The sequence below is a fragment of the Bradyrhizobium monzae genome, assembly GCF_021458635.1.
GTDB lineage: Bacteria > Pseudomonadota > Alphaproteobacteria > Rhizobiales > Xanthobacteraceae > Bradyrhizobium.
Window position 1 is genome coordinate 1,314,297 of record NZ_JAIRDQ010000001.1, and the last position, 22,099, is coordinate 1,336,395.

At 65.3% G+C, this 22,099-nt stretch carries 24 protein-coding genes and 1 riboswitch; of the genes, 16 read left to right on the plus strand and 8 right to left on the minus strand.

Features of this window, described 5'->3' with window-relative positions:
• Window positions 1-42: 42 nt before the first annotated feature.
• The 3 genes from K3F49_RS06395 to K3F49_RS06405 all read right to left on the minus strand — a co-directional run bounded on the left by K3F49_RS06395 (window position 43) and on the right by K3F49_RS06405 (window position 2,632).
• On the minus strand, window positions 43-702 hold the full coding sequence (locus K3F49_RS06395; RefSeq protein ID WP_234680033.1) for a hypothetical protein: 660 nt from the start codon (window positions 700-702) through the stop codon (window positions 43-45).
• 154 nt (window positions 703-856) lie between these two features.
• Window positions 857-1,546: a class I SAM-dependent methyltransferase gene (locus K3F49_RS06400; protein WP_234680034.1), complete on the minus strand. Its 690-nt coding sequence runs from the start codon at window positions 1,544-1,546 to the stop codon at window positions 857-859.
• A 33-nt stretch (window positions 1,547-1,579) separates the two neighbouring features.
• Window positions 1,580-2,632: a glycosyltransferase family 4 protein gene (locus K3F49_RS06405; protein ID WP_234680035.1), complete on the minus strand. Its 1,053-nt coding sequence runs from the start codon at window positions 2,630-2,632 to the stop codon at window positions 1,580-1,582.
• A 274-nt stretch (window positions 2,633-2,906) separates the two neighbouring features.
• On the opposite strand from K3F49_RS06405, the gene K3F49_RS06410 reads away from it, so the two are divergent.
• On the plus strand, window positions 2,907-3,602 hold the full coding sequence (locus K3F49_RS06410; protein ID WP_234680036.1) for a L,D-transpeptidase: 696 nt from the start codon (window positions 2,907-2,909) through the stop codon (window positions 3,600-3,602).
• Window positions 3,603-3,682: 80 nt separating this feature from the next.
• On the opposite strand, the gene K3F49_RS06415 is transcribed toward K3F49_RS06410, so the two are convergent.
• A complete protein-coding gene (locus K3F49_RS06415) occupies window positions 3,683-3,952 on the minus strand; it encodes a hypothetical protein (RefSeq protein ID WP_234680037.1) in 270 nt (89 codons plus the stop codon).
• Entirely contained in the window at window positions 3,949-4,734 is a 786-nt protein-coding gene (locus K3F49_RS06420) for a DUF899 domain-containing protein (protein ID WP_234680038.1), read from the minus strand. The genes K3F49_RS06415 and K3F49_RS06420 overlap by 4 nt, the downstream gene beginning before the upstream one ends.
• Before the next feature lie 99 nt (window positions 4,735-4,833).
• Here K3F49_RS06420 and K3F49_RS06425 point away from each other — a divergent pair, with 99 nt between their 5' ends.
• The 8 genes from K3F49_RS06425 to K3F49_RS06460 all read left to right on the plus strand — a co-directional run bounded on the left by K3F49_RS06425 (window position 4,834) and on the right by K3F49_RS06460 (window position 14,425).
• A complete protein-coding gene (locus K3F49_RS06425; RefSeq protein ID WP_234680039.1) occupies window positions 4,834-6,054 on the plus strand; it encodes a helix-turn-helix domain-containing protein in 1,221 nt (406 codons plus the stop codon).
• A 27-nt stretch (window positions 6,055-6,081) separates the two neighbouring features.
• Window positions 6,082-6,720 carry a Vgb family protein gene (locus tag K3F49_RS06430; RefSeq protein WP_234680040.1) on the plus strand — a complete coding sequence of 213 codons (639 nt, stop codon included), beginning with the start codon at window positions 6,082-6,084 and terminating at the stop codon, window positions 6,718-6,720.
• Between the two features lie 142 nt (window positions 6,721-6,862).
• Window positions 6,863-8,431 (plus strand): DUF4403 family protein, encoded by a 1,569-nt coding sequence (locus tag K3F49_RS06435; RefSeq protein ID WP_234680041.1) that lies wholly within the window; start codon window positions 6,863-6,865, stop codon window positions 8,429-8,431.
• Between the two features lie 113 nt (window positions 8,432-8,544).
• The gene (locus K3F49_RS06440) at window positions 8,545-9,648 is read left to right on the plus strand and encodes an ABC transporter ATP-binding protein (RefSeq protein ID WP_234680042.1); all 1,104 of its coding nucleotides are present in this window, start codon (window positions 8,545-8,547) and stop codon (window positions 9,646-9,648) included.
• Window positions 9,649-9,711: 63 nt separating this feature from the next.
• Window positions 9,712-10,770 carry an ABC transporter substrate-binding protein gene (locus K3F49_RS06445; RefSeq protein ID WP_234680043.1) on the plus strand — a complete coding sequence of 353 codons (1,059 nt, stop codon included), beginning with the start codon at window positions 9,712-9,714 and terminating at the stop codon, window positions 10,768-10,770.
• Between the two features lie 22 nt (window positions 10,771-10,792).
• Window positions 10,793-12,055: an ABC transporter permease gene (locus K3F49_RS06450; RefSeq protein ID WP_234680044.1), complete on the plus strand. Its 1,263-nt coding sequence runs from the start codon at window positions 10,793-10,795 to the stop codon at window positions 12,053-12,055.
• Entirely contained in the window at window positions 12,052-12,882 is an 831-nt protein-coding gene (locus tag K3F49_RS06455) for an ABC transporter permease (protein ID WP_234680045.1), read from the plus strand. The genes K3F49_RS06450 and K3F49_RS06455 overlap by 4 nt, the downstream gene beginning before the upstream one ends.
• 328 nt (window positions 12,883-13,210) lie before the next feature.
• Complete coding sequence (locus tag K3F49_RS06460) at window positions 13,211-14,425, plus strand: ABC transporter substrate-binding protein (RefSeq protein ID WP_234680046.1); 1,215 nt, start codon at window positions 13,211-13,213, stop codon at window positions 14,423-14,425.
• 167 nt (window positions 14,426-14,592) lie between these two features.
• On the opposite strand, the gene K3F49_RS06465 is transcribed toward K3F49_RS06460, so the two are convergent.
• Window positions 14,593-15,138 (minus strand): PRC-barrel domain-containing protein, encoded by a 546-nt coding sequence (locus tag K3F49_RS06465; protein WP_234680047.1) that lies wholly within the window; start codon window positions 15,136-15,138, stop codon window positions 14,593-14,595.
• Between the two features lie 218 nt (window positions 15,139-15,356).
• A complete protein-coding gene (locus K3F49_RS06470; protein WP_234680048.1) occupies window positions 15,357-15,926 on the minus strand; it encodes a hypothetical protein in 570 nt (189 codons plus the stop codon).
• 179 nt (window positions 15,927-16,105) lie between these two features.
• On the opposite strand from K3F49_RS06470, the gene K3F49_RS06475 reads away from it, so the two are divergent.
• Together K3F49_RS06475 and K3F49_RS06480 are read left to right on the plus strand one after the other, a co-directional pair.
• Complete coding sequence (locus K3F49_RS06475; protein WP_234680049.1) at window positions 16,106-16,846, plus strand: response regulator; 741 nt, start codon at window positions 16,106-16,108, stop codon at window positions 16,844-16,846.
• A gap of 15 nt (window positions 16,847-16,861) precedes the next feature.
• Entirely contained in the window at window positions 16,862-18,199 is a 1,338-nt protein-coding gene (locus K3F49_RS06480) for an ATP-binding protein (RefSeq protein ID WP_234680050.1), read from the plus strand.
• Between the two features lie 10 nt (window positions 18,200-18,209).
• On the opposite strand, the gene K3F49_RS06485 is transcribed toward K3F49_RS06480, so the two are convergent.
• Window positions 18,210-18,440, minus strand: a complete 231-nt coding sequence (locus K3F49_RS06485) for a hypothetical protein (protein ID WP_234680051.1) — start codon at window positions 18,438-18,440, stop codon at window positions 18,210-18,212.
• Window positions 18,441-18,675: 235 nt separating this feature from the next.
• Between K3F49_RS06485 and K3F49_RS06490 the strand changes: the two genes are divergently transcribed.
• From K3F49_RS06490 to K3F49_RS06510, 5 genes are all read left to right on the plus strand, one after another.
• Window positions 18,676-19,227: a lytic transglycosylase domain-containing protein gene (locus K3F49_RS06490; RefSeq protein ID WP_234680052.1), complete on the plus strand. Its 552-nt coding sequence runs from the start codon at window positions 18,676-18,678 to the stop codon at window positions 19,225-19,227.
• Between the two features lie 27 nt (window positions 19,228-19,254).
• A riboswitch (TPP riboswitch) is annotated at window positions 19,255-19,400 on the plus strand.
• Window positions 19,388-20,413, plus strand: a complete 1,026-nt coding sequence (locus K3F49_RS06495; protein WP_234680053.1) for an FAD-dependent oxidoreductase — start codon at window positions 19,388-19,390, stop codon at window positions 20,411-20,413. (Overlaps the previous riboswitch by 13 nt.)
• Window positions 20,404-20,601 carry a sulfur carrier protein ThiS gene (thiS, locus tag K3F49_RS06500; protein WP_234680054.1) on the plus strand — a complete coding sequence of 66 codons (198 nt, stop codon included), beginning with the start codon at window positions 20,404-20,406 and terminating at the stop codon, window positions 20,599-20,601. The genes K3F49_RS06495 and thiS overlap by 10 nt, the downstream gene beginning before the upstream one ends.
• Window positions 20,602-20,605: 4 nt before the next feature.
• Window positions 20,606-21,388, plus strand: a complete 783-nt coding sequence (locus tag K3F49_RS06505) for a thiazole synthase (RefSeq protein ID WP_234680055.1) — start codon at window positions 20,606-20,608, stop codon at window positions 21,386-21,388.
• The gene (locus K3F49_RS06510; RefSeq protein ID WP_234680056.1) at window positions 21,375-21,983 is read left to right on the plus strand and encodes a thiamine phosphate synthase; all 609 of its coding nucleotides are present in this window, start codon (window positions 21,375-21,377) and stop codon (window positions 21,981-21,983) included. Before K3F49_RS06505 ends, K3F49_RS06510 begins: the two co-directional genes overlap by 14 nt.
• Window positions 21,984-22,099 lie beyond the last annotated feature (116 nt).

A 22,099-nucleotide genomic window follows, 5' to 3' on the forward strand; every position in this document is an offset into this window, starting at 1 on the left:
TGACGTAAACCATGGACATTCGCGATCTGGGCAACAGCCGTATCAGGCGTGCTGCTCTTCGAGCGTGGGCTCGTCGATGAAGCCCAGCGTGTGCTCGGGGTTGAGGTGCAGGCCGGGATCCATCAGCTCGCCACGGATCAGCGCCAGCGGCGCATTGCGATAGAGCATCAGATCGTGGAAAGGGTCGGTCAGGATCTTGGTCATCCAGACCAGGCCGGTCTCGACGTCGCGGATGAAGAACAAGTGCACGGTGCGGAACAGGAGACCGCCGCCGCCGATCACGAGCCAGATCTTGGCGACCTGCCGCATGAAATCGGTCGCGCTGGCCCAGGGCGTGAACAGGCCGAACAGCGTCGGATCGGCGAACAGCACCAGCGGCGACAGCGCCCAGATCGCCATCAGCACCACCTTGCGCTGAAGGTTGTAGCCGACCTTGATGTCTTCCTTGTACTCGTGCGTCGCCTGGTTGATGTGGTCGTAATCATGCGGCTCGAAGAAGAAGTGACCGGCCTGGCGCGAGGTCATCGAGACCAGCCAGCCGACCAGCGCCGAGATCATGGGATCGACGAACAGCCAGAGATAGGCGAAGAGAAAGCTCAGCGCGCTGACGAAGTGCAGGCTCTGATTGATGCGGCTGTGGTGATAGTAGCGATGGTCGTCCCAGCGCTGGATCCGCAGCTGCTCGAGATAATTCTTGATCATGCTATTCCCCAAATGCTTTCGGGTAAGGGATTTACAGAGATTCGATGTACGCCGTGTGACATCATCATTTTGTCATGTGACGACGTGCAGTGACGCGATGACGCACGCGAACGCGCAAGCGGCGGATCGAACCGCCGCTCTGACGCAGCCTTGCTCAGGCTGCCTTGGCGACGTCGACCTTGCGGAAACGCACCAGGGAGAAATGGCCGAGCGGCGGAATCAAACGACGCTCGGCGAGCTCGATTCCCTTGGCGCCGGCAAGCCACTTGGCGTAGCGCGACCAGGCGAACTCGGCGGTGCGGAAGCCGAGCGGACGCACCACCGGCTGGAGCTTCTGCTCGATGAAGCGGCGCATGCCGGTGTCGGCGCTGACGCGGGTGAGGATGATCAGCTCGCCGCCGGGACGGAGCACGCGGGCGAATTCGTCGAGCGCCACTTCAGGATTCGGCACCGCGGTGACGACATATTGCGCCATCACGACGTCGAAAGAGTTGTCGGGGAATTCGAGCTTCTCGGCGTCCATCACCGCGAGGCCCTCGACGTTCTTGAGGTTGCCGTCGGTGACGCGCTGGCGCGCCTTGTCGAGCATGGCTTCCGATATGTCGGTGCCGAAGATGCGCAAGTTCGGGGCATAGAGCGGCAGCGAGATGCCGGTGCCGACGCCGACCTCGAGCACGCGCCCGCCGATCTTGTTGGTGGCTGCGATCGCGGCCTGCCGGCCCTTGGCGAACACACCGCCGAACACGAGATCGTAGACCGGCGCCCAGCGATCATAGGCCTGCTCGACCGTACCGCGGGTGAGGTCGAGCTGCTGGGTGCCGTCAAGGTTCATGATCTTAGACATCGATGAGGTTCTCGCTGTGGGTCAAAGTATGGATCAGCCGCGCACCGGCCGCCGCGCCATGACCGGCGAGGCGCGCAAGGCACGGCTGGGCTGAAGAGACGCGAGGTTTCCGACAAACTGGCGCGCGCTGTTTTCCCAGGAGCGCTCCAGCGCAAAGTTGCGGCAGGTCTCGCGCGACATGGTGAGTGCGCGCAGGCAAGCGGCGCGCAGATCGTTGTCGATCGCGCCGATCGGATGATCGGCGATGACGTCCTTCGGTCCCGTCACCGGAAACGCCGCAACCGGCGTGCCGCAGGCGAGCGCTTCGAGTTGCACCACGCCGAAGGTGTCGGTGCGGCTCGGAAACACGAAGACGTCGGCGGCGGCGAGGTGCGCGGTCAGATCCGCGCCCTTCTTCTCGCCGAGGAAGACGGCATCCGGATATTTCTTCTCGAGCGCGGCCTTCTGCGGGCCATCGCCGATGACGACCTTGGTGCCGGGCAGATCGAGCGACAGGAACGCCTCGAGATTTTTCTCCACCGCGACGCGGCCCATCGTCATGAAGATCGGGCCCGGCAGATCGAGCCTGGCCGGAGCCTCCGGATGGAACAGCTCGGTGTTGACGCCGCGCCCCCAGAAACCGAGCCGCTTGAAGCCGCGCCCGGCCAGTTCCTGCCGCAGCGACGGCGTCGCCACCATGGTCATGGCGGCGGCATCGTGGAAGTGGCGCAGCACGGCATAACCGACGGCATCGGGGATGCCGGTCCGCACCGAGACGTATTCCGGAAAGCGCGTCGTGTAGGAGGTGGTGAAGGCGAGGCCGTTGCGGCGGCAATAGGCCCGCGCGGCCCAGCCGATCGGGCCTTCGGTTGCGATATGCAGAGCTTCCGGTGCCGCCTTCTCGATCCGCCGCGCGATCTCCTTACCCGTCGGCAGCGCGATGCGCAGGCCCGGATAGGTCGGCAGCGGCCAAGACCTGAAGCCATCGGGCGTCAGGAAGTCGATCTCGACATCGAGGGCCTTGGCGGCGGCGGCCAGCGAGGTCAGCGTCCGGACCACACCGTTGACCTGCGGATGCCAGGCGTCAGTCGCGATTAATACCCGCATGGGAAAATCCCGAGAGTTTGATGATTCTCGGCTTAGGACCATCAACCACGGATATTTCAGGCGTGTGACGTCACATAAATGTCGGCGCGCTGTTTTGTTTGTTAACGGGCGCGCCCGGCCACGAAACTGTCATGAAACAATCCTTGCCGCGACGAAACCGTTTTCGGTTTTCCGTGCAAACGTCCCGAAACTTATTGCCGTTAGTGATTTAGGCAACGGAGCACCGAAACGGTGCCGGGGTGACCAAGAAACACCACGCAAACAGGGGCGACCAATGTTCAATCTGGACACGTTCAAGACGTTTTCGCGCGCCTTTGCCGTCAGTGCAGTGGCCGTGACCGCAATCGCATTTGCCGGCCCGGCCAAGGCCGCGCCGGTGCAGCTGTTTCCGTTCTTCCAGCCGCTGCCGACGATGACTGCGCCGCAGCCTTACCAGCCCTATCAGGCGCCGACCTATCAGACTGCGCCGTCCGAGGATCAGGACGCGGTCGAGACGCCGGCCCGCTTCCGCCGCCAGACCGTCAGCTACGCAACACGTGAAGCTCCGGGCACCATCATCATCGATACGCCCAACACCTATCTCTATTACGTGCTGGGGAACGGCCAGGCGATCCGCTACGGCATCGGCGTCGGCCGCGATGGCTTCACCTGGTCCGGCACGCAGTCGGTGACCAAGAAGGCCGAGTGGCCGGACTGGACCCCGCCCCCGGAAATGATTCAGCGCCAGCCTTATCTGCCGCGCCACATGGCCGGCGGCCCCGGCAACCCGCTCGGCGCCCGCGCGATGTATCTCGGCGGCACGGTTTACCGCATCCACGGCACCAACGCCCCCGACACGATCGGCAAGCACGTCTCCTCCGGCTGCATCCGCCTGACCAACGACGACGTCTCCGACCTCTACTCCCGCGTCAACGTCGGCACCAAGGTGATCGTGCTGCCGATGACCGAGCGCCGCGCCGAGCTTCGGTAACGCGAGGCGCGAACGAGATTGCGCTGCGAACGGCCCCGGCGATGTCGGGGCTGTTTTCGTTTGGCCTGGTCGCCCGACTCTCAGCGGCGCATTCCACGCCGTCCCGGGATCAGTCGCAGCCACGCGGCCGAGTGAAACGCGCTCATCAGCAGATACATCGGCACCATCCCGCCCGGCGACAGCCCGTGTCCGGCGGAGCAGAGCATGCCCGCCGGACCGCCGCCGGTCATGGCCGTCAGCACGGCCATGACCGCGAAGGTCGGCGTGGCCGCAAGACCCAGCCATCGGGCGAGGTGAGATGCGGCCTCGCTGCCGTCACGGCTGGCGCCGGCGGGATGGGCGTCGCTCACTGCGCGCCCGGCGTGCGGAGCGCGATCTCGCCGGCGTCCGACACCTCGACCCACTTCTTGTCGGGTGCCGCACCCACCTCGTAGCTGTCGTTCCAGTTCCACCATTTGTAGGTCGGCGTCTGCGGATAGCCGGCCGGCGAATCCTCCCATGGCTCCTGGCGGCCGAGCGGGGTGATGTCGAGATAGTTCCAGGTGCCGCCCATCTGCTCGTCGCCGCGGCTCTTGATCAGATAGGTGCGGAAGATGCGCGTGCCGTCGCGGTAGAACACGTTGGTGCCGTGCCACTCGCCGACGCCGAAATCGGCATCGAAACTGTCGGTGATAGTGACCCACGGGATGTTCCAGCCCATCCGCGTCTTCAGCCGCGCGATGTCCGCCTGCGGCGCCCGCGAGGCGAACACCAGCGTGGTGTCGCGGGCGTTCAAATGGGAGACATGGGCGACCTGGTCGGCCACCATGGAGCAGCCGCGGCAGGCATGGTCGGGCCAGCCGAACACGCCTGGCTCGAAGAACGCCCGGTAGAGGATGAGCTGCTTTCGGCCCTGGAACAGATCGAGCAGACTGGCCTTGCCCGAGGGCGCCTCGAATGCGTAGGTTTTGTCCACTTCCATCCACGGCATGCGCCGGCGTTCGGCGGCGAGTGCGTCACGGGCGCGGGTATGCGCCTTTTCCTTCACGAGCAGTTGCTGACGGGCTGCCTCCCAGTCCTGCGGCGACACCACCGGCGGTGTCTGCATGGCGGTCTGTCCGTTAGTCCCTGCTTTGTCTGCTGACGTCATCATGGCTCTCCAAATCTGTCGCTCACCGCACCTTGTCGGCCGTCAACGATTTCTGGCACCAAGCGGTTGCGTGGTGGGAGTAACAAGTGTGGCGGGATTTTCATGGAGTCGCTGATCACGGCCGCCGCGCGCGCGTTAGCGGCCGGCGATCCCCTCGGCGCGCTGAACCGTGTCGCGCTGCGCAACGATGCCCCCTCGCTGGCGCTGCGCGGCATCGCGATGGCGCAGCTCGGCGATCTCGCGAAAGCGAAGACGCTGCTGCGGAGCGCTGCGCGCGCGTTCGGGCCGAGAGAGGCGGTCGCGCGTGCCAGATGCGTGGTGGCCGAGGCCGAGATCGCGCTCGTCTCACGCGATCTGAGCTGGCCGGCGCACACGCTCGCAAGCGCACGCGCGACGCTCGCAAGCCATGGCGATCTCGCCAACGCCGCCCATGCCGGCCATATCGAGGCCCGCCGCCTGCTCCTGCTCGGACGCATCGAAGAGGCCGAGCGCACGCTGGCCGAGATCAGCGTCTCCCCGCTCCCGCCCGCATCTCTCGTCGTTCGCGAGCTGGTGGTCGCCGGCATCGCCATCAGGCGATTGAAAACAAGAGATGCGCGCGCAGCGCTCGATCTCGCGGCGAAGGCAGCGCGGCTGGCGAGAATCCCGGCGCTCGTCGCCGAGGTCGACGCTGCGTGCCTGATCCTGAACACACCGGCCGCGCGCCTGATCGTGCGCGGCAGCGAGCACCCGCTGCTGCTCGGCGAAGTCGAGAGACTGGCGACCTCGACAGCGCTCGTCGTCGACACCTTCCATCATGTCGTGCGCAGGCAAGGGACGGCCGTGTCGCTGGGAACGCGACCGGTGCTGTTCGCGCTCGCCCGCCTGCTGGCGCAGGCATGGCCCGCGGATGTCTCGCGCGAGGCGCTGATATCGGGCGCGTTCCAGGCCAGGCACGTCGACGAGTCCCACCGCGCGCGATTGCGGGTCGAGATCGGGCGGCTCCGCACCCAGCTCAAGCCGCTGGCCGAGATCAGCGCGACCAAGCAGGGTTTCGAGCTGGCGCCGCGGAAAACGCGCGACGTCATCGTGCTGGCGCGGCCGGTCGAGGAGAAGCACGCCGCGGTCCTCGCCATTCTCGCCGATGGCGAGCCGTGGTCGAGCTCGGCGCTCGCGCTCGCGCTTGGCATGAGCGCGCGCACGGTGCAGCGGGCGCTCGAAGAGCTGGCGCGATCGAACAAGGTGCAGTCGTTCGGACACGGAAGGGCGCGTCGCTGGATGACCCCGCCCGTCCCCGGATTCCCGACAGGCTTGTTACTCCCGGGACCGTTGTTAAAGGCGTAGATTGGTCGCAGCACAGGGATCGAGCAGATGAAGCGTTCCGCCGCAGAGATTATCAGGGAGTACGGGCCTTTTCCGGGCGTCGAGGCCGTGCATGGCGTCAGCTATGACGGCACCCATGTCTGGTTCGCGTCGGGCGACAAATTGAATGGCCTCGATCCGGCCAAAGGCGAGATCGCGCGCACGCTCGATGTCGCCGCACATGCGGGCACGGCGTTCGACGGCCGCCATTTGTTCCAGATCGCGGAGGATCGCATCCAGAAGATCGACGCTGCGACGGGCAAGGTGCTCACCACGATCCCCGCCCCCGGTGGCGGCGGCGATTCCGGATTGGCCTGGGCCGAAGGCTCGCTGTGGGTCGGGCAATATCGCGAGCGCAAGATCCATCAGGTCGATCCGGACACGGGCACCGTGCTGCGCACCATCGAGAGCAAGCGCTTCGTGACCGGCGTCACCTGGGTCGACGGCGACCTCTGGCATGGCACCTGGGAAGGCGACGACAGTGACATCAGGCGGATCGATCCTGACACCGGCAAGGTGCTCGAGCAGCTCGACCTGCCGGCCGGGACGATGGTTTCAGGGCTGGAATCCGACGGCGGCGATCGCCTGTTCTGCGGCGGCGGTGACAGCGGGCGTGTGAGAGCGGTCCGCCGTCCCAGGCGCGGTTAGCTGCGCGGCTGGCAGCCTGAACGGACGGACACGGCACGGTCGCAGCCGTTAACACATTTGCCGCAATTCCACCCCATCGGTGCGCTCTAGCGCCCTCCTCGCCCGCCCTGTAAAATACCCGTCGGGGCGGCTTGGGGGATCGATGCGTCTGACGTTGAACTTGAAGACTGTCCTGATCGCCGTTGCGGTGCTCGCGGCGTCGTTTTTCATCAGCCTGAAGGCAATGGATTTGCTGTCGCCGCGCGCGACCAATTCGGCGCCGCCGGTCGCCCAGTTGCCGCCGCTGCCGCCGGTCTCGAAAAGCTCGATCGTGGTGGCGCCGGTGGCGATCGCGCTGTCGGCGATCCGGGAGCAGGCCGAGAAGGCCTCGCCGCGCAATTTCGCCGGCAAGGCCGAGAACCCGATCTCGCAGATCCTGCAGGACGCCGATATTGGCTGGACCGCCGCCCGCGGACCGATGTCAGCGACCGGTGACAAGGACGTGCTGACGCTGTCGACGCCGATCAGCGGCAAGCTGAACGTGACGGGGTCGCTGTCGGCGAAAGCCACCGGCGCGCTCGGCGATGCGCTCGGCAGCGTGCTCGGCGGCGACGCGGCGAAACGGATCGGCGCGGTCAACATCAAGAATTTGAACGCCAGCGCCGAGATCAAGGGCAACGTCGTCGTCACCTCGCGCCCAAAACTCGCGGCCGCCTGGCATATCGAGCCGAATTTGGGCGCGCAAGTCAATCTCGGCGACACCAACCTCAACGTCGCCGGCGCCAAGGTCAACGTTCCCGCGCAGGTGAAGCCGCTGATCGACAAGACGGTCGGCGACCAGCTCAACGTCGTCTCGGAGCGCATCCGCAACGACCCCAGCCTGCGCGAGAACGCGAAGGTGCAATGGGCCAAGGCCTGCCGCTCGATCCCGCTGCAGGGCAGCGGTTCCTCCGCCGCGCTGCCGCCGCTCTGGCTCGAGATGAAGCCGACCCGCGCGATCGCAGCGCAGCCGCGCGTCGACGCGCAGAACGTGACGCTGCTGCTCGGCCTCGAGGCCGAGACGCGCGTGACGTCGACCCAGACCAAACCGGACTGCCCGTTCCCCGACAAGATCTCGATCGTGCCCCCGACGGGCACCGGCGTGAACATCGGCGTTCCCATCGACGTGCCCTTCACCGAGATCAACAAGCTGATCGCGGCGCAGATGGTCGGCCACACCTATCCCGAGGACGGCTCCGGTCCGGTCGAGGTCACGGTGAAGAGCGTCAACGTCGTCCCCTCCGGCGAGCGGCTTCTGATCTCGCTGCTGGTGCGTGCCAAGGAGAAGAAGAGCTGGCTCGGGCTCGGCGCCGAGGCGACCGTGCACATCTGGGGCCGGCCGATGCTCGACCAGGCGCAGCAGACGCTGCGGCTCGCCGACATCCAGCTCGCGGTGGAGTCCGAGGCGGCCTTCGGCCTGCTCGGTGCAGCGGCCCGCGCGGTGGTGCCGCAGATGCAGCAGGCGCTGGTGCAGAAGGCGACGCTCGACCTGAAGCCGATCGCCGCCAACGCGCGCGAGAAGATTGCAGACGTCATTGCCGACTTCCAGAAGAGCGAGGACGGCGTCAAGGTCGAGGCCGATATCAGCAGCCTCACGCTGGCCGACATCGCCTTCGATTCCAAGACGCTGCGCGTGGTCGCGGAAGCCGGCGGCACACTCAACGTGTACGTGACGAAGCTGTCGGGGATGTAGCGTGCTTTCCCGTCGCTTGCGCCGCTGGCATTATCGTCGGAGGGTGCTAAGCTGCTCGTCGCAACCTCGGACGAGGTGCTGACAGCGGCAGTTGAGTGGGGCGCGAAGACGATATGGAAGCCGGCATGGTTACGCCCGCACTGGTGCGGTTTTCCGGCATTCAGAAGAGCTATGATGGCGAGCACCTCGTGGTGAAGAACCTCGATCTCGACATCAGGAAGGGCGAGTTCATCACCCTGCTCGGACCGTCAGGCTCGGGCAAGACGACCACGCTGATGATGCTGGCGGGCTTCGAGGTTCCGACCCAGGGCGAGATCTACCTGGCGGAACGGCCGATCAAGAACATGCCGCCGCACAAGCGCGACATCGGCATGGTGTTCCAGAACTATGCCCTGTTTCCGCACCTGACGATCGAGGAGAACGTCGCGTTTCCGCTGTCCGTACGCAAGGTTAGCAAGGCGGAAACCCAGGCGCGCGTCAAAGCGGCGCTGCGCATGATCAAGATGGAAGCCCTGGCGCAGCGTCGGCCCGGGCAATTGTCCGGCGGCCAGCAACAGCGCGTGGCGCTGGCCCGCGCGCTGGTCTTCAACCCGCAGCTCGTGCTGATGGACGAGCCCCTGGGCGCCCTGGACAAGCGCCTGCGCGAGCAGATGCAGCTGGAGATCAAGCAACTGCACGAGACGATGGGCATCACCGTCGTCTACGTCACCCACGACCAGAGCGAAGCGCTCACCATGTCGGACCGCATCGCCGTGTTCAACGACGGCATCGTGCAGCAGATCGACAGGCCCGACGCGCTGTATGAGCATCCGGTCAACAGCTTCGTCGCCAACTTCGTCGGCGAGAACAATGTGATCGCCGGCACCGTGGAGACGATCGAGAAGGACTATTGCCGCGTCGCGCTGGCGGCCGGCGGCTCCGTCATGGCCCGCGCGGTCAACGTCTCAGGTGCGGGCGCATCGACCTCCTTGTCGGTGCGGCCGGAGCGGATCGCCATTATCCCTGATGGCGCCTCCGGCGACGGACCGAACCGGCTTCCGGCCAAAGTGCAGAACACCATCTATCTCGGCGACCACGCGCTGGCCGTGCTCGAGGTCGCGGGGAATGCCGAGTTCATGGTCAAGCTTCAGCCGGGGGCGCACGATAATCTGCGACACGGCGACAACGTGGTCATCAGCTTCCGCCCCGAGGACTGCCTCGCCCTCGATCCCGTCTGATCCAACAAACGCACCGCAATCGATCGACCTCAACACAACGCAGATGAAGAAGGAACAAGGACCATGCTGAAGCGCAAGATTGGCAAGATTGCTCTGGGTTTCGCCGCGGCGTTCAGCGCCAGCGCTGCTCTGGCCACGGTCGCGCAGGCGCGTGACCTCACCGTCGTGTCGTGGGGCGGCGCCTATCAGGATGCCCAGAAGAAGGTCTATTTCGAGCCGTTCAAGAAGGCGGCCGGCATTCCCATGAACGACGAATCCTGGGACGGCGGCGTCGGCGTGTTGCGCGCCAAGGTCCAGGGTGGTGCTGCCACCTGGGACCTCGTCCAGGTCGAGAGCGACGAACTCGCGGTCGGCTGCGAGGAGGGCCTGTTCGAGAAGCTCGACTATGCCAAAATCGGCGGCGAGGCCGCCTACATCCAGCCGTCGGTCAATCCCTGCGGCGTCGGCGCCATTCTCTATGATTTCGTGCTCGGCTACGACAAGGACAAGCTGAAGGAAGCCCCCAAAGGCTGGGCCGACTTCTTCGACACCAAGAAGATTCCGGGCAAGCGCGCCCTGCGTCAGGGCCCGAAGACCACGCTCGAGATCGCCCTCATGGCCGACGGCGTCGCGCCGAAGGATGTCTACAAGGTGCTGGCGACCGACGAAGGCGTCGATCGCGCATTCAAGAAGCTCGACACCATCAAGGGCGACCTCGTCTGGTGGAAGGCCGGCGCCCAGCCGCCGCAATTGCTCGCCTCCGGCGAGGTGGCAATGACCTCGGTCTACAACGGCCGCATCGACACCGCGAACAAGAACGAGAAGAAGAACTTCGGCATGGTGTGGGACGGCGCGCTCTTCACCCTCGACAGCTGGGTCATCCTGAAGGGCAGCCCGAACAAGGACGCGGCCTACAAGTTCCTGGACTTCGCCGGCAAGGCGGAGAACCAGTCGAAACTGTCGGAGAACATTGCCTACGGCACCTCGAACAAGGATGCCGCCGCCCTGATCCAGCCGGCCGTCCTGAAGGATCTGCCGACCGCGCCTGACAACATCAAGAACGCGGTCGAGATCAACGTTGCCTTCTGGCTCGAGAACATCGACCGCCTGACCGAACGCTTCAACAAATGGGCCGCGAAGTAGCGCGCCCCACAGGGCTCGTCTCATGACGGATGCGCTCTTGACCGGCGCCAATGCGTCGACCGAGGTGCCGCTCAAGCGCCGATTGAGGCGTGCGGAGCGGACACGCCAGGTCAAGGCATTGGCGCTGGTGCTGCCGCTTCTGGTCTTCCTGCTCTTCACTTTCGCAGGTCCAATCGCCGGCATGCTGTGGCGCGCCGTCGATGACCGCGAGGTGCGTCAGGCTCTGCCTCAAACCGTCGCTGCTCTCGCCAGTTGGGACGGCAAGGACCTGCCGAATGAGGCGGCCTACGCGGCGCTGGCGAGCGACATCCAGGTCGCGCGCGCCTCCGGCACCATTGCCATCGCGGCCAAGCGGCTCAACTACGCCCTGAACGGCTTTCGCACGATCCTGACCAGCACCGCGCGCAATCTGAAAGCGGTGCCGGAACCAGGCACGGCGAAGGAGACGCTTGGCAAGATCAACCCGGCCTGGCGCGAGCGCACCACCTGGACGACGATCAGGGATGCCGGTGGCCCGGTCACCGGCTTCTACCTTCTGGCCGCACTCGACCTGACGCGAAACGTGGACGGCGCGATCATCGCGGCCCCGCCGGATCAGGCCATCTACCGCGATGTTTTCGGCCGCACCTTCCTCATCAGCCTCGGTGTCACCGCACTCTGCTTGATCCTTGGCTTTCCGGTGGCCTATTTGCTGGCGACGCTGCCGCCGGGCCGGTCGAACCTGCTGATGATCTTCGTGCTGCTGCCGTTCTGGACCTCGCTTCTGGTGCGCACCTGCGCCTGGATCGTGCTGCTGCAGAGCAAGGGCGTCGTGAACGACAGCCTGCACTGGCTCGGCATCATCGACGAGCCGCTCCGCCTGATCTACAACCGCTTCGGTGTCTGCGTGGCCATGACCCACGTGCTGCTGCCGTTCATGATCCTGCCGCTGTACAGCAGCATGAAGGCGATCTCGCCGGCTTACATGCGTGCCGCCGCCTCGCTCGGCGCGCCACCCCTCACCGCCTTCCTGCGGATCTACCTGCCGCAAACCCTGCCCGGCATCGGCGCCGGAAGCCTGCTCGTCTTCATCCTGGCGCTCGGCTACTACATCACGCCTGCGCTGGTCGGCGGCGCCGCCGATCAGATGATCAGCTACTTCATCGCGCTCTACACGACCGAGACCGCCAATTGGGGCCTTGCTTCGGCGTTGGGTGCGGTGCTGCTGCTGGCCACCATTCTGCTCGCTCTCGTCTACGGCAAGCTGGTGCAGGGCCAGCAGGTCACGGGAGGGATGAAGAATTGAGCGACAGCGCTTCCCTCCGCACGCCCAGCCAGCGCATCGCGTGGACCGTGACCATCGTCGTCTCGACGCTGGTGTTCATCTTCCTGATCGCGCCAATCCTCGCGATCATGCCGCTGTCCTTCAGCTCGGGCTCATACCTCACCTATCCGCTGCCGGGCCTCTCCTTGCGCTGGTACGACGACTTCATCAATTCGCCGCGCTGGATGAATTCGCTGAAGAACAGCATGATCATCGGCGTCGCATCGACCGTGCTGTCGATGATTTTGGGCACGCTGGCCGCACTGGGGCTCGCGCAGTGGAAGAGCCGGTTCAAGCCGCTGGTGCTGGCTTTCGTGCTGTCGCCGGTCGTCGTGCCCGGTGTCATCACCGCGGTCGGTCTGTATTTCTTCTTCGCGCCGATTGGACTGACCGGCAGCTATCTCGGCCTGATCCTGGCTCACACCGCGCTGGCGACGCCCTTTGTGGTGATCACGGTCGGCGCGACACTGCAAAGCTTCGACACCAATCTCGCGCGCGCCGCCGCCTCCCTCGGCGCATCGCCGCTTCAAGCGTTCCGCCGCGTGATCCTGCCACTGATCCTGCCGGGGCTCGCGTCGGGCGCACTGTTCGCCTTCGCGACCAGTTTCGACGAGGTGGTGATCGTGCTGTTCATGGCGGGGCCAGAGCAGCGCACCCTGCCACGCGAAATGTTCAGCGGCATCCGCGAGAACATCAGCCCGACCATCACCGCAGCCGCGGTGATCCTGACGACGGTCTCGGTGATCCTTCTCGCTACGCTCGAAGGCCTGCGCCGCCGCAACGAACGGCTCAAGGGCAGCAGCGGTTGAGCAAGCGCCTCGTCCTTCGAGACGACCGCGTTGCGGTCTCCTCAGGATGAGGCTTAGCTGCATCGGTGGTCGCTGAAACTGCTGCCACGTACTCCGCCCTCATCCTGAGGGCCCGCCAAAGGCGGGCGTCTCGAAGGATGCGCCACGGGGTAGCTGCTCCCAAATACGATCGTCCTGCCGCGAGCGGGGAGAGGCGAAGGAAACACCGCCCCCCCTACTTATTTCCCACTTCTCCTCATGCCTCCCCGGCTTTGCTCCCGCGACGGTTTGTCGCTAGAACAGTCCCCGCAACAAAGCCCCAAACAACAAAACTGAGGGAGAAAACGATATGCATAAACTCATCGCCGCCGTCGCGGCCGGCTTCGCCGTTGCCGCAACCTGCGGCACGGCGCAGGCGCAGATTTCCGACAACGTCGTCAAGCTCGGCGTGCTCACGGACATGTCGAGCCTTTATGCCGACGCGACCGGCAAGGGCTCGCTGGCCGCGGTCGAGATGGCCGTCGCCGATTACGGCGGCAAGGTCGCAGGCGTACCGATCCAGATCGTGTCCGCCGACCATCAGAACAAGCCCGACGTCGGCGTCAACATCGCCCGCAACTGGTACGACAACGAGAAGGTGGACGCGATCCTCGACGTGCCGACCTCATCGGTCGCACTCCCGATCTCCGCGCTGACGCGCGAGAAAAACAAGATCAACCTCAATTCCGGCGGCGGCTCCTCCGACATCACAGGTGCCTCCTGTTCGCCCAACACGGTGCACTGGACCTACGACACCTACGCGCTGTCGAACGTCGCCGGCAAGGCGATGGTCAAGCGCGGCGAGGACACCTGGTTCTTCGTCACCGCCGACTACGCCTTCGGCATGGCGCTCGAGCGTGATGCCGCCAACGTCGTCAAGGAGAGCGGCGGCAAGGTGCTGGGCGACGTCCGCCATCCGCTCAATTCCTCGGACTTCTCCTCCTTCCTGCTGCAGGCCCAGGCGTCCAAGGCCAAGGTGGTCGCGCTGGCGAACGCCGGCGGCGACACCACCAACGCGCTGAAGCAGGCCGCCGAGTTCGGCATCACGCAGGGCGGCCAGAAGATGATCGCGTTGCTGCAGGAGATCACCGACACGCATTCGCTCGGCATCAAGGCCACCCAAGGCCTGATCGTCACCGACGCGTTCTACTGGGACATGAACGACGAGACCCGCGCCTTCTCCAAGCGTTTCAACGAGAAGGTCGGCCACATGCCGACCATGATCCAGGCCGGCCTCTATTCGGCGACCATGCACTATCTGAAGGCGATCGAAGCCATCAAGACCGACGAAGCGCCAAAGGTGATGGAGCAGATGCGCAAGACGCCGGTGAACGACTTCTTCGCCAAGAACGGCAAGATCCGCATCGACGGCCGCATGGTTCACGACATGTATCTGTTCGAGGTGAAGAAGCCGGAAGAGTCCAAGGGCGAATGGGACCTCTACAAGCTGATCGCCACCGTGCCCGGCGACGAAGCCTTCCGTCCGCTCGACAAGGGCGGCTGCCCGCTGGTGAAGGGGAATTGAGTTCTCCGTCATTGCGAGCGCAGCGAAGCAATCCAGAAATGCGTCCGCAGTAACAGTCTGGATTGCTTCGTCGCAAGGGCTCCTCGCAATGACGGGAGTCCTAAAGACACGACAGCGCGCCCAGTGAAAACCGGGCGCGCTTCGTTTAGGTCATTAGCCGACCCGCGTTACTCCGAGTACTTGAACTCGGGCATGTTCTTCAGCTCGTCCTTGGTCGCATTGAACACGGCGTGGTCCGGATACCACTTCGAACCCGACGATGCCGTCGGGGTCGTCGCAGTCTTCTCGGTGCCGGTCGCAGCACCTGTGGTCGTGGTCGCAGCCGGCGGCCTGGTGCCCGGGGCCGTGCCGGTGCCGGCGCCGCTATAGGCCACAGCCTCATTGACGAATTTCAGCTTCTCATACGGCACGGCGACGAGATGCTCGCCCATGCCTAGGAAACCGCCGACGCCGATCACTGCGATCTTGACGGCGCCGCTCTTGTCCATCAGCAGGTCGTTGATCGAGCCGATGTTCTCGTTGGCGTCGTTATAGATCTTCAGGCCGGCCATTTTCGACGCGCGCCACTCGCCCGAAGCGGTCGTGGTGGTCGTCGTCGCGGTGGTGGCCGCGGTTGGCGACTTGTCGGTGGTGGCCGTCGGGTTTTGCGCAAACGCAACGGTCGCAAGCAAAGCGGTGCCGGCAAGGCCGGCGGCGATCGATTTCATCAACATTGTTGTCCTCTCCTTCAGCAGAAACTGATGCGGAGAGAACCGCCACGATCAACAGCAGTTCCTGAGCTGCGGCAATTTCGTCGCGTGATTGTGGCGCTGCGTTGCGAGGAAAAGTTCCTGCCGAGGAACGTGCGAGACGCACAGTTCCCCGCCGGCGATCGTGCGCCCTGGGTGAAGCACGATCGCGCCGAGGAACGCACCAACCGGCGTCGCGCGGGTCAGCTCTGGTAGTCGATCAGCAATGCCGAAAAATCCGAACTGCTCGACGCGCCCGTCGAGCTGCCATTGGCACTGTAGGACGAGCTCGCGGACTGCGACTGCTGCAGCGCCTGGAGAAAATGCTCGCGGATTTTGGCCGTGCTGGACTCCGTCGAGCTGCTGCTCGTCGAATCCGCGGACGACGAATCCGACGAGCCGTCATCCGACGGCGGCGGACCGCCTGCACCATGCGCGCCGCCGGGACCACCGGGCCCTTTGCCGAAGGCGGACTGAAACACGCCCTTCAGCTCGTCGGCCTGGTCCGACGTCAGCGTCCCATTCGAGACCTCGCCTGCGATGAGATCGTCGATCTTCGACTTCAGGCCGTCCTTGGACGGCTTGGTGCCGCTGGACTGATCGCTGGACTTGCTCTGCTGAAGCGACGTGTCGATGTCCTGCAGGGCGGTTGTGAGTGCGGACTGGTCCGACGACGAGATCGTGCCGTCGGACACTTCCGATTGCAATTCCTGCTGCAGTTTCTGCAGCGGCGACTGGTAATGACCGGCGGAGGCCGCCGAAATCGAGGTCATGAATGGCACCGTGGTTTGCGGGGTTTCGAACGCAACGGCGCCACGTTATGGTTAGCGGGCTTAACGAGACCTTGCCGTACGACGACGCGGTCGTTGCGGGGTGTTGCGGAAACATATCCAGAAACAAACTGTAACAAAAATCTTCGCCTTTTGGCCCGAATCTTGGACAAACAAAGCTCATGGCCAATCCTTCTCCCAACATCCTGGTCGTCGAAGACGACCGCGAAACCCGGACGTTGATTGCGAAATATCTCCGCAGCAATTCCTGCAATGTTACCGCTGTGAGCGACGGCCGCGAGATGTCGCGTGCCATGGCCGACCACCGCGTTGATCTCATCATCCTCGACGTCATGCTGCCGGGCGAGGACGGTCTCAGCCTGTGCCGCAAGGTGCGTGCCGAAGCACAGACGCCGATCATCATGCTGACCGCGCGCGGCGAGGACGTCGACCGCATCGTCGGCCTCGAGATGGGCGCGGACGACTATCTGCCGAAGCCCTTCAACCCGCGCGAGCTGCTCGCCCGCATCAACGCGGTGCTGCGGCGCCAGGCCTCCGCGCAGGCCGCGAGCTCGATCGAGGGTGCCTCCACGCTCGCCTTCGAAGGCTGGCGCATCGATTTGCGGCTGCGCGAACTGCGCAATCCGGAAGGCGCGCGCGTCGCAGTGACCAGCGCCGAGTTCGACCTGCTGCGGACGTTCTGCGAGCGTCCCGGCCGCGTGCTGTCGCGCGACAGCCTGCTCGACCTCACGCAGGGCCGCAACACCGGCTCGTTCGAACGCTCGATCGACGTGCTGGTCAGCCGCATCCGCCGCAAGATCGAGCCCAATCCGGCCGATCCCACCATCATCAAGACGGTGCGCTCCGGCGGTTATTTGTTTACGCCCAGAACGGAAGCGGTTACGACGCCCCTGAGCAACTGACGGGGCGTCAAGACGATGAGGCCGTTCGGGTTCTTCCACCTCAAGGGCATCGGCGGCCAGATCGCCGCGCTGGTGCTGGCCTCGACCGTCGCGCTGCATCTCGTCGTCACCACCGCGTTCCTGATCGGCCGGCCCGACCGCCCGAACCAGCCGCCGGATGGCGCACCCCAATTGATGGATGCCGCGCTGCTGCTCGGCTCGGCCAAGCCGGACGACCGGCCGCGCCTCGCCGCAGACATCGCGCGCGCCTTCCCGAAGCTCAACCTCGAGACGCACCCGCCGGGCACGGCGATTGTGGTCGAGGACAGCGAGAGCCAGCACCTGCACGGGCTGCGCCGCCATCTCGGCCGCGGCTACAAGGTGGTGCAGCTCGCGCCCGAGGGCGGCGCTCATCGCATCGGCGTGGAACTGCCAGACGGCACCATAATCGCGGGTCACGTCGAGAACGGCCCGCGTCCGTGGTTCTGGGGCGCGCCGTGGCTGGTGACGCTGATGACCGCCTTCATCTGCATCTCCGTGCTCGGCCTGTGGGCGGCGCGCGCGCTGGCCACGCCGCTCTCCGCGTTTGCCAAGGCGGCCGAGAATTTCAGCCTGGACGGCGAGGCCGATCCGCTGCCCGAGCGCGGCCCGGAGGAGATCCGCTCGGCGGCCCGCGCGCTCAACCGCATGCACGAGCGGATCGCGCGGCTGATGTCGGATCGCACCCGGATGCTCGCGGCGATCAGCCACGATCTGCGCACCCCGATCACGCGGCTGCGCCTGCGCGCCGAGTTCATCGAGGACGAAGGCAACCGCAAGCGCATGCTGATCGACCTCGACCAGATGCGCTCGATGCTGGAAAGCGTGCTGTCGCTGCTGCGTAACGACCGCAAGGTCGAGGCGATCACGCTCGTGGACATCGCCAGCACGCTGCAGCTGATCGCCGACCAGTTCGGCGACACGGGTCATGTCGTACACTATGATGGTCCATCGTCGGCGACCGCCGCGGCGCGTCCCGACGATCTGCATCGCGGCGTCACCAACCTGGTCGAGAACGCGGTGCGCTACGGCGCCGAGGTGACGATCCGCCTCGATGTCGCCGGCACGAAGCTCGTCATCGACGTCGAGGATGACGGTCCCGGCATTTCGGATGCGCGCAAGCAGGAGATGCTGGAGCCGTTCGTGCGCGGCGACGACGCTCGCACCATGGACGATTCCACCGGCTTCGGCCTCGGCCTGTCGATTGCGCGCGCGATCGCGATCGCCCACGGCGGCGAGCTGTCGCTGCACGACCGCCAGCCGCACGGGCTGATCGTGCGGATGCAATTGCCGGTGTGGCAGCAGCCGCCGCTGGCGGCGCAGGTCGCCGCTTAAACGTCGCCGCTTAAGCCGCGAGCGGTGGATACTCTACAGCTGGCTCGTGGAAGATCGCGATCGCCTCGAACTGATAGCCGCAGGCGTGGCAATTCCAGAGATAGGAGACCCGTCCCTCGCCCGGCTCGATCCAGTCGGGCTGCGCGATCGGCGCGCCGCACTGGGCACAGGGGTTCTGTCTTGGAATAGAGTGTCCCGGAATCTCGCCGGTGTTGGTCTTGACCATGGTTGTTTTTGTCATGGCACCTCTCCCGATTCGCAGGCGCTTCATACTCGCTTTCGAGGGCCCGCGCGAATAGACAGGCCTGCTGTCGCGACGCGGGCCTCCGCCTGAGGGAACTCCAGCGCCGGCATTGAGCCGCAACCACGGCTCTGCGCCGCAAAATCGTCAGCGGCGGCGTTTGGTCACATCATCGCCGCGTTCAGGAGGCCTAACGGCAGCCGGGCGCAGGTGCTCAGGACATCTGGGATATCTGATGAAAATTTTACGCGTCGCCGCATTCATCGCGGCCGGACTGATGTCGCCGCAGGCCGCATTCGCGGGCCAGGCCGAATATGCCGAGATGGTCGCGATGCATGCCCGCGCCAACGGCGTGCCGGAGGCGCTGGTGCATCGGGTCATCATGCGCGAGAGCCGCTATCAGCCGGGTCTGGTCGGCCGTGGCGGCGCGATCGGGATGATGCAGATCAAGCTCGCGACCGCCCGTGGGCTGGGCTACACCGGCGATGCCGCCGGTCTGCGCGATCCCAACACCAATCTCACCTATGCCGTCAAATACCTCGCCGGCGCCTATCACGCCGCCAATGGCGACCACGACCGTGCCGTGCGTTATTTCGCGGGCGGGTATTACTACGTTGCAAAGCATCAGCGCCAGCAGGCCGTGCAACAGGCGAGCTTCGAGGCGCGTGAGCAGGCCTGGCTCGAGCCGAACGGCAATCCGCAACCGATGTTCGGCGCCGCGCCGCATCGGAAACTCGCCCAGCATGTCCGCAATGCGCGGGCGCAGGTTCCCGGGAACATGCGTTGACCACCCCGCCCCACTAGCCTACATTAGAGCCGTTCCGAGGGGTGCTCCGAGGAGGAGCTGAGATACCGCTAAATGGGCAAAGTCTGCAAATCAGCAGGCCTTCCCAAGACCGCGGTGACCCTTTGAACCTGATCCGGGTCATGCCGGCGAAGGGACAGGGATGTTGCAGACGACCAAGCGACCGGAGTCTCCGGTATCCATCATCGGTGCAGGCATAGCAGGAGCCTGGCAAGCGCTGTTGTTCGCGCAGGCCGGCCATGCCGTCACGCTACACGAGCGCAGTGACGCCGGCATGACCGACGCCACCAGCCATTGGGCCGGCGGCATGCTCGCGCCTTACTGCGAGGCGGAGGTCGCCGAACCCATCATCTCCAGGCTCGGCTTGCGCTCGCTCGACATCTGGCGGCGCGAATTGCCCGATACGCCCTTCAACGGCTCGCTCGTGGTCGCCCATCCGCGCGAGCGCAACGACTTTGAGCGCTTTGCGCGGATGACCGAGGGCCACCGCCGGCTCGATGCAGCGGGCCTCGCCGCGCTCGAGCCGTCGCTGGAGGGCCGTTTCCGCGATGCGCTGTTCTTCCCCACCGAGGGCCATGTCGAGCCGCGCCGCGTGCTGCCGAAACTGCACGCGCGCATCAAAGCTGCCGGCGGCACCATCAGGTTCGGCAGCGATGTCACCGCGGCCGAACTTGCAAACCTTGATCCAAAAGGCATCGTGATCGACTGCCGCGGCCTGTCCGCACGCGACGAGCAGCCCGGCTTGCGCGGCGTCAAGGGCGAGATGATTTTGATCGAGACCCCTGAGGTGCAGCTTTCGCGCCCGGTGCGGCTGATCCATCCGCGCTGGCCGCTCTACGTGATCCCGCGCGAGGACAATCTGTTCATGCTGGGCGCCACCTCGGTCGAGGCCGAGGACACCGGCGTCAGCGTCCGTTCGGCGCTGGAGCTGCTGGGCGCGGCCTATGCCGTGCATCCGGCCTTCGGCGAAGCCCGCATCGTCGAGTTCGGCTCCGGCCTTCGCCCCGCTTATCCCGACAATCTGCCGCGCATCGGCGTGCGCGGCGGCAAGATCAGCGTCAACGGGCTCTACCGCCACGGCTTCCTGCTCGCGCCGGCACTCGCCGAGCTGACGCTTTCCTATGTCGAGCGCGGCCAGATCGACAATGAGGTGATGCAATGCGCGTGATCGTCAACGGCGAGCAGCGCGAAATCAATGCGGCCAGCGTCGACGCGCTGCTCTCCGAGCTCGACTACGAGGGCACGCATTTCGCCATCGCGCTCAATTACGACGTCGTGCCGAAGAGCCGCTGGGCCGAGACGGCGCTGAAAGCGGGCGACGAGATCGAGATCATCACGCCGAGGCAGGGAGGGTGAGGACATGGTGACCTTCTACGGCAAAACCTTCGCTTCCCGCCTGCTGATCGGCAGCGCGCTCTATCCCTCGCCCGCGATCATGCAGGACGCGATCCGGGCCTCCGGCTCCAACATCGTCACGGTGTCGCTGCGGCGCGAATCCGCCGGCGGCAAGACCGGCGATGCGTTCTGGAAGCTGATCCGCGAGCTCGACGTCACCGTGCTGCCGAACACCGCCGGCTGCCGCAGCGTGCGCGAAGCCGTGACCACGGCAAAGCTCGCCCGCGAATTGTTTGCGACCTCCTGGATCAAGCTCGAAGTCATCGCCGACAACGACACGCTGCAGCCCGATGTCGTCGGCCTCGTCGAAGCCGCGACCATCCTGATCAAGGACGGCTTTGAGGTGTTCCCCTATTGCACCGAGGATCTTTCGGTTGCGAACCGGCTGGTCGATGCCGGCTGCAAGGTGGTGATGCCGTGGGCCGCGCCGATCGGCAGCGCGAAGGGCATCATCAACCGCGACGCGCTGAAGCTGATGCGCGAGCGGCTGCCCGACATCACGCTGGTGGTCGACGCCGGCATCGGTGCGCCCTCGCACGCAGCTGAAGCACTCGAGCTCGGCTATGACGCCGTGCTGCTCAACACGGCAATCGCAAAGGCTGCCGATCCCGTGGCCATGGCCAACGCCTTCCGCCTCGGCTGTGATGCCGGCCGCACCGCATACGAGGCCGGGCTGATGAACGCCCGCGACTTCGCCTCCCCCTCCACCCCTGTCGTTGGGACCCCGTTCTGGCATGCCGTATCCTGATCGATTTTACCCCGTCGTCGACAGCCTCAAATGGGTCGAGCGCCTGACCAAGCTCGGCGTCGGCACGATTCAATTGCGCGCGAAAGACCTCAACGACGCCGACGCATTGCAGATCGTGGCCGATGCGCTGGCGATCACCAAGGGCACGCAAGCCAAGCTGGTCGTGAACGACTATTGGCGCGCCGCGATCGTTGCCGGCGCAAAATATCTGCATCTCGGCCAGGAGGATCTGGCGGACGCCGACCTCAAGGCCATCCGCGAGGCCGGCCTGTCGCTCGGAATCTCCACCCACGACGACGCCGAGCTTGAAGCCGCGCTCGCGGCAGAGCCCGATTACGTCGCGCTCGGCCCGATCTTCTTCACCACGCTGAAGTCGATGCGCTTCGAACCGCAGGGCATTGCAAAAATCACGGAATGGAAGCAGCGCATCGGCACCATTCCGCTGGTCGCGATCGGTGGCATCAAGTTCGAGCACGCCGCGGAGATTTTTGCGGCGGGCGCGGATTCAATCGCGGTGGTGTCCGACGTCACCCAGAATGCCGACCCGGATGCACGGGTGCGGCAATGGCTCGGCCAGGCGAAGGAGGCAGCGTAATGCGCATGCTCTCTCCCCTCGTCATTGCGAGGAGCCCTTGCGACGAAGCAATCCAGACTGCTTCCGCGGAAGCATTTCTGGATTGCTTCGCTGCGCTCGCAATGACGGAGCAAGAA